Here is a 12852-nt window from a genome sequence, read left to right on the forward strand (position 1 = left end):
GGCCGAAGAGGCATTTCCGCTCCGCACTGCGGCGGTGCACGATGAGAAACGGAAAGACCACGCACACATCGACCGAAAGGATCCTGGTGTTCGATCTCGAGGACGGCCTCCGAATTCCCATCATCGGGGCGCCCATGGCAGGAGGACCGAGCACGCCCGAGCTCGTTGCCGCGGTCTCGTCCGCCGGTGGCCTCGGTTTCCTCGCGGCCGGGTACAAGACCGTCGACGCGGTTCGGCGTGAGGTCGACGCGGTCCGCGCGCTGACGAGTGCACCGTTCGGACTCAATCTTTTCGTCCCCGGCCGCCCCGTGGCAGACCGTGCCGCGGTGGAGGCCTATCGGGCGCGACTGCAGCCACTCGCGGAACACTGGCAGGTGTCGCTGCCGGAGGTCGTCGACTTCGACGACGACGCCTTCGACGCCAAGGTCGGCCTCGCGGTCGAGCTTGCCGTTCCCGTGGTGTCGTTCACCTTCGGTCTTCCACCGCGGGACGTCGTCGATCGGTTACACGACGCCGGCAGCGCCGTGGTGGCCACGGTGTCCGATGTCGACGAGGCGTGCTCGGCTGCAGGGGTGGGCGTCGACGCGATCGGTCTACAAGGAGTCGACGCGGGCGGGCATCGAGCGACGCTCGACCCCGGCGCCGAGCCGGACCCACGTTCGACGAGGGACTTGGTCGAGGCGGCCCGCTCGGCAATCGAGCTTCCCATCATCGCGGCGGGTGGGATCGCGACCGCAGCAGACGTCGCGGCGGCACTCGCGGCCGGCGCCACCGCCGTCCAGATCGGTACCGCTCTCCTCGACGCCGACGAGGCAGGGACCAAACCCGCGCATCGGGCCGCGTTGCACGACGCCCGCTTCACCGACACCGTTGTCACCCGCGCGTTCTCCGGTCGTCCCGCACGTGGCCTGGTCAATGACTTCATCACCGACTTCGATGCTCACGCGGTGGCGGCATATCCACAGGTACACCTGCTGACCAGTGGGCTGCGGGCCGCAGCAGGCGCCGCCGGCGACCCGCACGGCCTCGCCCTCTGGGCCGGCACCGGCTATCGCAGTGCTCGTTCGGCCCCCGCAGGGGAGATCGTTCGGGACCTGTGGAGTGAAACGCGGTAATTCTCATGGACATCGGCGATCTGAACTTCTTCCTGGCCGTGGCCCGCGCCGGCGGAATCTCCCGGGCATCGAAGGAACTACTGACGGTTCAGTCGAACATCAGCTCACGGATCCGCGCGCTCGAAGACGAACTCGGTGTGGAACTGTTCCGCCGCCATGCCCGTGGGGTGACCCTGACGAACTCCGGCGAACGTCTGCTGCCCTATGCCGAACAGATCACTCAGCTCGTGCGGGAAGTGACGCAGGTCGTCAGCGACGATCACGAGCCGGGTGGACGACTGGCGATCGGCTCCATGGAGACCACCGCCGGGTTGCGGCTCCCCGGGGTGCTGGCCGCCTTCAGCGACGAGTGCCCCCGAGTCGACTTCACCTTGGCGACCGACACCACCGACGCGCTGACCACCCAGGTGATCGAGCATCGACTCGACGGCGCGTTCGTCTGCGGCCCGGTACGGCATCCGGACCTGGTCGCCGAGCAGGTCTTCATCGAGCAACTCGTGCTGGTGAGCGGTGTTCGCGTGGCCGATCTGGACTCCGTAATGACCGATGGCCGGCGGCACAAGGTTCTCGTCCTCCGGGCCGGCTGCGCCTACCGGGCCCGCCTGGAACGGCTCTTCGAGCAGCACGGAGTGCCGAGCCCGGACGTCCTCGAGTTCGGAACTCTCGAGGGCATCCTCGGGTGTGCGGCCGCGGGGATGGGCGTGACCCTGCTGCCGCTGGGCGTGGTGACCACTTCGCCGTTGGCGGCGGCGTTGAAGGTGCATCACCTCGCGCCGGCCGACTCGCGCGCGGAAACCCTGTTCATCCGCCGTAACGATTCCACCATGACCCCTGCGATGTCGCGTTTCCTGTTCCACACCCACGAGTCCAGCCGCCCGGCGTCCCTGAAATCCGTGGCTCGCTAGAGGGACCTACGCGCCGACCGAATGTTGTTGAAAGAGAACGCATGAACGTAGTGGACAGCGCCGACGGGCTGACCGCATTCCGCACGCCGACATCGCCGTGGATCACGGTCGGCCAGGTCGGGGCCGCATTGGCGGCGAGCATGGGCATCGGACGGTTCGTCTACACACCTGTTCTCCCTCTGATGGAGGCCCAGGCAGGATTGACACCGTCGGCGGGCGCCGCTCTGGCGACGGCAAACTATCTGGGATACCTCGTCGGCGCGCTGGCCGGAATCGTCCTACCCGGCTTGATGCGCTCGGCGGCAGCCATGCGTGTCTCGATGCTGATCCTGACCACCACGCTGGCGCTCATGCCGGTGACATCGAACGAAACCGCCTGGGCCGTACTGCGTTGCGTTGCGGGTGCCGCCAGCGCGATGGTCTTCGTCATCGCGGTCAGTGCCATGCACTCCAACCTGAGTGGGCACGCGGCGCACCTGTCGGGTTGGGCGTTCGGCGGAATCGGAGCAGGTATTGCCCTGTCCGGGCTCGTCGTCCTCATCTTGCGGTCGGTGAGCACGTGGGGCTCCGTGTGGTGGGCGGCCGCACTGCTGACCCTGATCTGCACCCTCGCGGCGTGGACTCTCACACCGGAACGCGCTCCGACGGCGCCGACGGCCGAGCGCAGAAGATCGCACAAGCAGGGGCACCGCCGGTTCGGTGCGCTCTTCATCAGCTATTCCCTCGAGGGCGTCGGGTACATCATCGCCGGCACTTTTCTCGTGGCAGCGATCGACCACACCGCAGGCAGCTTCGCCGGCAGTGGCGCCTGGGTACTCGTCGGGCTAGCGGCGCTACCGTCCGGTCCACTCTGGGCGTTGCTCGGCAGACGATGGTCTCGCCCGATCCTGCTGGTGATCGCACTCGTCATTCAGGCCGCCGGCATCGCGTTGCCCGCGGTGGCAGGCGGCATCTGGACCGCCCTGGTCTCCGCCTTCCTGTTCGGGGGAACATTCCTCGGCATCAGTCAGATGTCGCTGACGATCGGCGCTCACCTCCAGTTCCCACGCGCGGTCGCGATCCTGACGACCGGATACAGCCTCGGTCAGATCGCGGGCCCGCTCATCGTCACACCACTGCTTTCCGACGGCTATCACCTGGCATTGCTCGTCGCTTCGGGCATCGTTCTGGCGGCAGCACTCGCCGCCGCGGTACTGACCGCCCGGTTTCGTCAGCGAGCCACGGTCGAATGAGGAGTGGTAGTCGAAAAGCAGGTATGCGCACGCGTACTTCGGCCGATGTGGTCACGACGAGTCGCGGCCATGCTGGCTTTACGTCGCCGGCGCCGCGGCACGGTCGAGAGCACACGGAGATCGTCATGGTGAGTCAACACAGAGGTCGAAGATTTCAACCACTTCACGCAATTCGCGCGAGCGTAGGCGGCGCGGCCTGTCTCGCCGGCCTCGTCATCGGCGCCATGGCGCTGACAATTCTCGCGTTCCCGGCACCCGGCGTGCAGGCTGCAACGGTCACGTCCCAGAGCCGGTACAGCGCGGGGGAGTGGACCCACGCCGCATGCGTCCACTCACATCGGGTCTGTCGAAACGAGTCGGAGCCACAGCCATAGGCGAGTGGTCGGATTGTCGAAGTCGATATGGAACTCCTCGGTGAGGCGGGTGATCCGCTACCGAATGGTATTGCCGTGGACATGCATTCGGTCGGCCGCTGTGGACACGTTCGCGTTCGAATCGAAGTACGTACGCAGAGTGATCAGAAAGTCGGTGTGGTGGGTGGCGTCGTACGCCCGGATCGCATCGATGACGTCGAACTTGTCGAGATGCTTGTCGGCTGTGTACTTGCCGATCTCGAGTAGGTTGAGCTCGGTCCAATAGTCTTCGAACACAGCCGCTGCCGGGAGCTGGGGAGTCGGATTGTCTCGCGTGACCGACTGTTGACGCATCAGGTACTGCAATGTGCGCACCGCCTCGGTCCGGATCGAGGTAGCTCCCTGATCTGCTCGGCGATGCCGCCCACCGGGGCGACATGGTCGAGCGGATCGACAGACCGGGTGGACGGCTAGCGACCGTTCGCCGCGAGTGTGAGGTACCCGTCGATATGCTGCACGCATCCTTACTCCACACAGCGAAGAGACGGTGATCGAGTTGTCTGATGCGCAACGTGGCCAACCCGGACAAGCCGCACGCCGTGATGGACGGCCCGATCCTCGACGTCGGCGCGCAACCGTGGACGCGCACATCGTGTTGCCGACCATCGACGGGCAGTCGTTCGCGTCGTTGCGTCGCCGGGCCACGCCGAGGGCGGAGCGGTACGCACTCGGCAAACGCCTGCGCAAGCAGACACCGCGGTCCGCGCTCGGCGAGTGGCGCGCACCGGACGATCGCCCCGATGTGGTGGATCAGATCGGTGTGTCGCACCAGGGTCGGGTGGAATCGCTCATACCGGTCAGGGTCGGGCGGATGGCGGCCTCGCCGTATGGTTTTCTGCGCGGCACCGCGATCGTGATGGCCCAGGACCTCGCCGGGCTGCCGGTGACCGGAATCCAGCCGGTGATCTGCGGGGATGCGCATCTGGGCAACTTCGGGTTCTACGCGTCGCCGGAGCGTGACCTGGTGCTGGATCTGAACGACTTCGACGAGGCGCATCCCGGCGGCTGGGAATGGGACCTGCGCCGCTTGACTGCGAGCATCTGGGTGGCGGGCCGGCAGAACTCGGCGACCGAGGGGCAGTGCGAGAGTGCGGTGCAGTCCTGCGTCGCCACCTATCGCGAGCATGTGCGCTGGCTCGCGGAACAACCATTGCTGGCGCGCTCGTTCGAGCGACTCGACCTCGACCGGCTGCAGACGACGGCGTCGGACGAGTCGCTGCGCCACGAGATCACCCGCGCCGCGGAGCGGGCTCGGCGCCGCGTCAGCGACCGGGCGCTGCCTCGATTCACCGAGCAGGACGAAACCGGCCGGCGCATCGTGGAGGAGCCGCCGCTGATCACCCGGGTGTCCGAGGCGGAGGCCGAGCAAATCGCCGCCGGGCTCGACGAATACCTCACCACGCTGCCCAGCCACTGGGCACGACTGCTCAGTGGCTACACCGTCGTCGACGTCGCGCACAAAGTGGTCGGCGTGGGCAGCGTCGGACTGCGTGCTTACGTCGTGCTGTGCGAAGGGAGCAGTGCCGACGACGTGGTGTTCCTGCAGCTCAAGCAGGCGCGTCGTTCCGTCGTGGCGCGCTTCGTACACGGCGAGTCCGCCTGGCACGACCACCAGGGCCGGCGCGTGGTCGAGTACCAGCAGGCGCTGCAGACCGTCAGCGATCCGTTGCTCGGCTGGACCACGGTGGAGGGCCGGCAGTACTACGTGCGGCAATTCCGGAACATGAAGGGCGCGGTCCCGATCGACCACCTCAGCGCGGCAGCGCTGACCGACTACGCCGGCATCTGCGGGCGCCTGCTCGCGAAGGGCCACGCGCGGACCAGTGGTGCGTCGATGATCGGCGGCTACGTCGGAAAGTCGGACACGCTCGACGTCGCACTGAGCCGGTTCGCGCACGCCTATGCGGATCAGACCGAACGCGACCACGCGACTTTGGTCGACGCGGTCAAGCGGGGGAAGTTGCCGTGTGAGCCGCTGACGTGAATCGGTGTGTATTTGTCGTCCGGTTTCGCGGCGGCCACACTCTGGTCGCCCGCCCCTCGCGGCAGTGCCGCGGCGGTCGCGTCAGTCATCCTACTCCGGCTCGACCCTGGCGATGCCGCCAGTCTCGACCTTGAAAGCTTCCACGAGACCAATGAGGTAGCGCCCGGTTTCAGCGTTCTCCGAGTCGAGCGATTCATCGGACTGCGGTGCCCAGCGGCGGGCCGCGAGCTGATGGTCACGCTGATCGAGTCGCTCAGCGCCGGCGTCCCCAGGCTACTGGTCGAGATCGCCAAGCTCGGCCGCACCCTGAGCAAGCGAGCCGCTGACATACTGGCCTGCTTCGACCGGCCCGGCACCAGCAACGGTCCAACCGATGCGATCGAACGGTCGCCTGGAGCACCTGCGCGGCTCCGCCCTCGGATTCCGCAACCTCACCAACTACACCACCCGTCCCTACTCGAGACAGACGGATTCAGACCCGACTACACCCTGCATTGGTGAAGAGCCACTCTTCCTGGGGTCGGCCAAGATTAGACGGACACCGGCAACCAGTGATCTCGAGTTGAACTTGCCGCAGGTGAGGTGCTGGGGCGGATCGGCGTCGGCTGCCCGACGAGGGACAGCGATGCGCAAACGCAGCCGGAGGCCCGATCTTGTGTCACCGTTCGCAGCAGACTTCTTCGCGCACTCGCTCAGATCGGTCAACGGCGTACCCGATAGCGCAGGTGTAGAACCCGGTTGCCCTGAATCACCACGTCAGGATCCTCCAACAGGTGCTGCGCGTGGACCGACCCGAAGTAGCGCTTGCCGGACCCGAACACGACGGGTACGACGTCCATGCGCACCTCGTCGACCAGGCCTGCGGCAAGCACCTGGCCACCGACGTCGCCAGCGGCGACCTCGACGATGCGGTCACCCGCGAGCTCCTGCGCCTTGGCCACGGCTGCCTCGATGCCGTCGACGAAGTGGAACGGCGCCTCGGGGTCCCAGCCCTCGGGCTGCGGCCGGTGCGTCACGACGACCACGTGGTCGACCCCGCCCGGAGGCCTTCCGTCCCAGCCGTCCGTCATGTCGAAGACGTGGCGGCCGACGAGTGTCGCCCCGATCTGGTCCCAGTACGGCCGGGTGTAGTCGTAGGACGTCTGCGACACCTTCACGTCGCCGCTCTCGTCCAACGGGACGTCACCGCTGGACAACCAGTCGAACAGCGGTCCGGGCTGGTCATTCTCGTCCGCGATGAAGCCGTCCACCGACACCGAGCTGTACATGACCACCTTGCCCACGGGGCTCTCCTCTGCTTTGGGGTGCCCCAAATTTAGCGTGTCGTGAGCTGTCGCTCTTGTAAGAAATTCGGCCGGCGGCCAACTGTCCAGCGCGTGGCCGGGATGTTCGCGCAGGAACCGCCGCCGGACTTCGACGTACCGGGTCGGCGTGAGCCCGGTGAACGCCCGGAACTCGTGGCCGAAGTGGGCCTGGTCGAAGTAGCCTGCGCCACCGGCGAGGTCGCCCCAGTCGATCGGTTCGGCCCCAGACATTTGCGTGGTTACGCGTGCTGCGTGAGCGATGGAGGATTCTCGGCCCTGCAGTGTCGCCCTGCACGGGGGAGGCGCTAAACCAAGCAGAAACAGCGCGATGATCGCGCCGAGGGCTTCGATCGCACGCAGCTGGGGCAGTGGGGCGCGCAGGATCCGGCGGATCTGCCACACCAAAACTCCGACGAAGAGCGCACCTCCGATCACCACCCGGCGCCAGCGCCCTATTCGAGGTAGTTCCTCGCCGGCACCAGGTAGTAGGCGGCGCCGAGCAGCGCCCAGGTCGCCGCAACCGCCAGGAGGGCACGCAGGACGGCCCGCCGTCGGCGGCGGTGATCCAGGTCTGCCAGACGCCGCGCCGTCCCCACCGTGTCAGTCCGGACGAGCCGGTTGCCGGTGATCGGTGACGAGGATGTACGCGCTGACCACCAGCACCCACACCGGGAAGACCAGCGCCACCCAGAAACTGAAGCTGACGACCACCAAGAGCACCACGGCAAGCAGATAGGTGGCGATCACCACCGGCTTCGGCATCAGCCTCGTCCGCAGCCACATCGTGGCCAGGGAGATCATGAACACCGCGGCCATACGGACGGAGTAGACGTTGTTGACGTGCAGCATCACCTCCCGCCCGAAATAGACGATGTCGGTCTCCGCAACATCCGACGAGTGCCGGGAAACGGCGAGCAGTGCGCCCGCGAGCGCCATCGAGACGAACGTCATGGCGAGAAATAGCAGCCCACTGCCCAAAAAGACGGTCGAGAAGAAGCGGTCCTCGAGGTCGCCGAACCGGTCACGGAGCACCCCGATGAACCACAAGAACGCGATGCCCGCGAGCGGGGCGAGGAACAGGGCGGTGGTGATCTTCGAGCCACCGCGTGCCCACGGCGCCGCCGCCGTGGCCGGCATCGCCGTGGCCAGCAGGGCAATGCTGGTGGCGAAGAGCGCACCGAAGACGATGCCCGCGACCGCCGCGGAACGCGGCGTCCGCAGTTGGTGGAACTGGGCCTCGCTGCGCGGATTGGCCTTGGGTTCCATCATCGTCGAAGTCGGGTGCGGGAAGCCAGCGGGACACCGAACCGCGCCGCGGTCGGGGTGCGCGCTGCTGCACCGCGGGTGAGCAAAACCCTCGCGGCTTGTGCGCGTCGTGCGAAGACGCCCCGCCACCGCCGGGACAACGATGGAAAGGGGGATTCCCGCATGCCGGGAAGTGCGCAGCGGGCCGTCGACCGGAGGAGTGCGCCATGGCCAGCAACCGTAAGGGCAAGATCGCAGTCGACATTCGCGACTCGGTCCCGGACTGGTCACCGTACCTGCCCGCCCAGGCCCCCGAGGGTGCCCCGAACGTGCTGATCATCGCGTGGGACGACGTGGGCTACGGCAGCATGGACGTTTTCGGCGGTCCCATCGAGACCCCCACCATGCGGCGCATCGCCGACGCAGGCGTGCGCTACTCGAATTTCCACACGACGGCGCTGTGTTCGCCCACCCGCGCATCGCTGCTGACCGGTCGCAACGCCACGTCCAACGGGATGGCCACGGTCGCCGAACTCAGCTCCGGGTTCCCCGGCATCTCGACCCACATCCCCTTCGAGAACGGATTCATCTCCGAGGTACTGGCCGAACGGGGCTGGAACACCTACTGCATCGGCAAATGGCATCTGACCCCGAGCGAGGAATGCAACATGTCGGCGGTCAAGAGCCGGTGGCCGCTCGGCCGCGGCTTCGAACGCTTCTACGGATTTCTCGGCGGCGAGTCGAACAGTTGGTACCCGGATCTGGTCTACGACAACCACCCGATCGAGGCACCTGCAACCCCCGAGGACGGTTATCACCTCTCGAAGGACCTGTCCGACAAGTCGATCGAGTTCATCCGAGACGCCAAGGCCGTCGATCCCGACAAACCGTTCTTCATGTACCTGGCCCCACAGGCCGGGCATGCCCCACATCACGTCCCCGCGGAATGGGCCGACAGATACAAGGGCAAATTCGACCAGGGTTACGAGGCGATCCGCGCCGAGATCTTGGCACGCCAGAAGGAACTGGGCTTGCTGCCCGCGGACACCGAGCTGTCGCCGATCAACCCCCACGGGGAGCCGAACACCACCGGCCCGGACGGACAGTTGTGGCCGATGCTCGACACGGTGCGCCCGTGGGACTCGCTCACCGCCGACGAGCAGCGCCTGTTCATCCGGATGGCCGAGGTATTCGCCGGGTTCATCTCCTACGCCGACGATCAGCTGGGCCGGGTGATCGACTTCCTCGCCGACTCGGGCGAACTCGACAACACCCTGCTCGTCGTGATCTCCGACAACGGCGCCAGCGGTGAGGGCGGCCCGAACGGTTCTTTCAACGAATGGCGGTTCTTCAACGGCGTCGCCGACTCCACCGAGGTGACGCTGCCGCACCTCGACGAACTCGGCGGTCCCGCCTCGTACAACCACTACAACACCGGATGGGCCTGGGCGTTCGACACCCCGTTCCCGTACTGGAAGCGGTGGGCCGGGTACGAGGGCGGCATCGCCGACATGTGCATGGTCTCCTGGCCGGCGAAGCTGGCGCCCCGCCCCGAACCGCTGCACCAGTACATTCACGCGGTCGATGTCGTGCCCACCATCTACGAACTCCTCGGCATCGAACCGCCCGCGGTGCTCAAGGGCTACACACAGAGTCCGATCGAGGGCCAGAGCTTCGCGGCGACGTTGACCGATCCCACCGCCCCGGGGAAGGAAACTCAGTTCTACGCAATGCTCGGGCAACGGTCCCTCTACCATGAGGGGTGGCTCGCGTGTGCCCTGCACCCGCCGATCTCCGGGTGGGGCAATTTCGGCCACGACGTCTGGGAGCTCTACCACCTCGCCGAGGATCGGGCCCAACTCCACAACCTCGCCGACACCGAACCGCAACGCCTCGCCGAGATGAAGGAACTCTGGTTCTACTACGCCGGCATCTTCAACGGCCTCCCACTCGACGACCGCAACGCCCTCGAACAGGTCCTCGCCGACCGCCCGCACCCCGGCAAGCCCCGGGACCATTACATCTACTACCCGAACTGCGCGGACGTCCCCGAAAGCGCGGGTGCCGAGATCACCGGCCGCTCCTACACCATCGCGGCCGGAGTGCACGTGGACAGTCCCGACGCCGAGGGCGTGCTCTTCGCGCACGGCGGCGTCGCCGGCGGACACAGCCTGTATGTCAAGGATCACCGGCTCCGCTACACCTTCAACTGGCTCGGCACCCGTATCGAGGACGTGGCCGCCGACCGCGACCTCACCCCGGGCGGGCACGTGTGCACGGCCGAATTCACGGTGAAAGGAAAGAACGACGACCCGGCCATGCCCGGATTCGCCGGCACCCTCGACCTCTACCTCGACGACCAACAGGTAGCGAGCAGCGAGATCGTCACCCAGCCCGGGGTGTTCTGCCTTGTCGGGGACGGTATCTGCGTCGGACGCGACAGCGCCTCCCCGGTCACCGCCGACTACACCGCACCGTTCCCGTTCACCGGCGGCACCATCGACAAGGTCGTCGTCGACGTCTCCGGCGAACGATACGTCGGCCACGAGGCACAGGTCCGAGGCTGGTTCATGATCGACTAACGGCGATCACGCGATTGTCGATCGATCACGACCGGCCCGGCCGGCCGCCGCACCACTGGGTCGGACTCCGGACGTGTCCGCATACTGTTCTTGCGTCGTCCGTCGCCGCCCATCGTCGGCCGCGGCGGCGTGACACTCGATCCGAGACGTCGGTCGCTGCGGCCGCGTCAGATCAGCACCACGACTGCGATGAGCGCGTGTAACGTCGCCGTGGCTATCGAGCCGAACGCCGGCCTCGAGAAGACCCCGGGCCTCGAGCTTGCGGCCGACGCCTCGGTACCGGAAGGTGCCATAGGCGGACACCAGCAGCCCGGCGCCGAGAAGATCAGCCCGGCAGCGACCGCGTGGCCGCCTCGGTGTGGGCGGTCTCGTCCTCGTGGAGCACCTGTTCCGGGTATTCCCCGTCGGCGCTCGACTGTCGGGGCTCTCATCGCCGGGTTCTTGTCCGGACTCGGAAGGACTGTGAAGGGCCAGAGACGGATTCCCGCGTGTCGCTAGCGTTGTTTCGTACCCGCTGGCGCCGTTGATGACCTTGTGCTCTACAACAGTCGCTCCAGCACATGAGACGCTCGAAGTTACCGGGATCGGCATCGCGCTCTCGGATTCACGATCCCGATGTCCCCTGCCATGTCGGTCGAAAGTTGACGCATGCAAGAGGCGTCAGATCATGTCCGCGGCGGCAGCACTGACTTCCTACTCGTCCGGAATTCTTCCGCACGTTCGAAATCAGGAGCCGTATCGAGGCGATGTTCGCCGACTGGGAGGAGTTGGAGAACCAGCAAACCCGATCACGTCAATCGGGCTCGGTGCGGGTGTCGTGCCGGTGCGCGATTGTCTTCATTCATCAACCACATCAAGGATCCTGAAAATGTCTACTCGAATTGCCGCCGCGCTCTCCGCGATTGCCATCACTCTGTCCCTCGGCGCCTTGACCGCGCCCACGGCTTCGGCCGCACAGGCAGTACCCGCCGCGACTCCCACCGCCGGGTCGGTGACGATCTGCTTCGGCGTGCCGCTGGGATCGGCCAGCCTCAACTGGTGCTTCTGACAAGGCAATACAGGTGAGATGAGGAGCCCCGGATGAGGCCCTCGTTCCGACTCGACTCGTTCGACCGTCTCGCAGCAGCTTCACGTGGCGGAGACCGGGACGCGATGAGCAGATTGCACGCTGCGATCCGGCCGATGGCCATCCGCCGCTGCCGAGCCGAACTCGACCCCGCGGTCGCGGATTCGGTCGCGGACGGTGCGTGCTTGTCGGTTCTGCACATGCTCGCCGATCGGCCTGCTGCCGGTGAGCCGTTCCTGCACCTTCTGAATACGATGACCAGGGGGGATGATCACCCGAACCGTCGCTGCCTCCTGCGGCCGCCGTGCTCCACTTCCCGCGGGCCTCGAGGTCTTGTGTGCGCGCGAGCGGGATGCGCTGATCTTGCGGTTGTTCGTCGGACTCGGCGTCGACCGGACATCGGGACGTACGACGGAGCGCCGCCAGCTCGAGGCCGGGGTCTTCGCGCTCGCGGCGTTCGGCTCGATAGCCACGGCGAGTGTCGTGACGTTACTCGCGCTCATCGCCGTGCTGGTCCTGATCTGACGGCCCGAAGGACCGATTCTGGGAAATCCTCGGCCAGACTGGCCTGAGATAGAAGACCGTGCAGGGTTGGTTCACATAACGCGAGGACATCATGAGCGCTCCGACCCGGCTTCGGCTGGTTCGCGTACTTGGCGTGACCAGCGCCGTACTTGGCGCGCGCCCTCGTCTGGGCACGAATCGCACATTCTGGAATGGCCATTGCCGCTGCGTCCGCCTCTCGTCCGATGAGGGGGGACCCAACTGGACCCAACGGAACCTTTCCACTAAGTCCGCCGTCCCTGGAAGTCGAGGCCAGCCGTCCACAAGGTTGACGTCCGGGCGTCTCTCCGACGACGGGAAGGCGATCCAAGTCGGTCAAAGGCCGTCCCGGGGTCGAGGCTGCGCGTTAGGCTCGACTATCAGAGGATTCCCTCTATGGATGGTTATGGCGAATCGACCCGTGCGAACGGAAGGGCGATGCCGACAAGTCGACGCTGATCGA

Annotated in this window: 11 protein-coding genes and 1 pseudogene; 8 read left to right on the forward strand and 4 right to left on the reverse strand. The window is 66.5% G+C overall.

Annotated features, from left to right (window positions below; all coding sequences use genetic code 11):
* The first annotated feature begins 86 nt into the window (after window positions 1–86).
* The 3 genes from GO592_RS10380 to GO592_RS10390 are packed head-to-tail and all read left to right on the forward strand — an operon-like array spanning window position 87 to window position 3252.
* Complete coding sequence (locus GO592_RS10380) at window positions 87–1115, forward strand: nitronate monooxygenase (RefSeq protein ID WP_007299113.1); 1029 nt, start codon at window positions 87–89, stop codon at window positions 1113–1115.
* Window positions 1116–1120: 5 nt separating this feature from the next.
* Entirely contained in the window at window positions 1121–2020 is a 900-nt protein-coding gene (locus GO592_RS10385) for a LysR substrate-binding domain-containing protein (protein WP_007299114.1), read from the forward strand.
* Window positions 2021–2061: 41 nt separating this feature from the next.
* Window positions 2062–3252, forward strand: coding sequence for a YbfB/YjiJ family MFS transporter (locus GO592_RS10390; protein ID WP_039952142.1), 1191 nt, complete (start codon window positions 2062–2064; stop codon window positions 3250–3252).
* Window positions 3253–3683: 431 nt separating this feature from the next.
* Here GO592_RS10390 and GO592_RS44185 read toward each other — a convergent pair whose 3' ends face one another.
* On the reverse strand, window positions 3684–3980 hold the full coding sequence (locus GO592_RS44185) for a helix-turn-helix domain-containing protein (protein WP_007299116.1): 297 nt from the start codon (window positions 3978–3980) through the stop codon (window positions 3684–3686).
* A gap of 262 nt (window positions 3981–4242) precedes the next feature.
* Here GO592_RS44185 and GO592_RS10400 point away from each other — a divergent pair, with 262 nt between their 5' ends.
* Window positions 4243–5649, forward strand: coding sequence for a DUF2252 domain-containing protein (locus tag GO592_RS10400; protein ID WP_005260610.1), 1407 nt, complete (start codon window positions 4243–4245; stop codon window positions 5647–5649).
* A gap of 219 nt (window positions 5650–5868) precedes the next feature.
* Window positions 5869–6129 (forward strand): annotated as a pseudogene (locus tag GO592_RS10405) (transposase); the annotation flags it as partial.
* Window positions 6130–6350: 221 nt separating this feature from the next.
* On the opposite strand, the gene GO592_RS10410 reads toward GO592_RS10405, so the two are convergent.
* The 3 genes from GO592_RS10410 to GO592_RS10420 form a co-directional block, all read right to left on the reverse strand.
* On the reverse strand, window positions 6351–6932 hold the full coding sequence (locus tag GO592_RS10410; protein ID WP_007299118.1) for a dihydrofolate reductase family protein: 582 nt from the start codon (window positions 6930–6932) through the stop codon (window positions 6351–6353).
* Between the two features lie 473 nt (window positions 6933–7405).
* A complete protein-coding gene (locus GO592_RS44190; RefSeq protein ID WP_237720521.1) occupies window positions 7406–7549 on the reverse strand; it encodes a hypothetical protein in 144 nt (47 codons plus the stop codon).
* A gap of 4 nt (window positions 7550–7553) precedes the next feature.
* Entirely contained in the window at window positions 7554–8222 is a 669-nt protein-coding gene (locus GO592_RS10420) for a hypothetical protein (RefSeq protein WP_157234291.1), read from the reverse strand.
* A 203-nt stretch (window positions 8223–8425) separates the two neighbouring features.
* Between GO592_RS10420 and GO592_RS10425 the strand changes: the two genes are divergently transcribed.
* The 3 genes from GO592_RS10425 to GO592_RS10435 all read left to right on the forward strand — a co-directional run bounded on the left by GO592_RS10425 (window position 8426) and on the right by GO592_RS10435 (window position 12371).
* Entirely contained in the window at window positions 8426–10780 is a 2355-nt protein-coding gene (locus GO592_RS10425; protein ID WP_007299120.1) for an arylsulfatase, read from the forward strand.
* Window positions 10781–11648: 868 nt separating this feature from the next.
* Window positions 11649–11828: a hypothetical protein gene (locus GO592_RS10430; RefSeq protein ID WP_164709622.1), complete on the forward strand. Its 180-nt coding sequence runs from the start codon at window positions 11649–11651 to the stop codon at window positions 11826–11828.
* A gap of 285 nt (window positions 11829–12113) precedes the next feature.
* Window positions 12114–12371 (forward strand): hypothetical protein, encoded by a 258-nt coding sequence (locus GO592_RS10435; protein ID WP_039952145.1) that lies wholly within the window; start codon window positions 12114–12116, stop codon window positions 12369–12371.
* Window positions 12372–12852: the final 481 nt, after the last annotated feature.

The sequence above is a fragment of the Rhodococcus sp. 21391 genome (genome assembly GCF_016772255.1).
In the GTDB taxonomy this organism is placed as follows: Bacteria; Actinomycetota; Actinomycetes; order Mycobacteriales; family Mycobacteriaceae; genus Rhodococcus_F; species Rhodococcus_F opacus.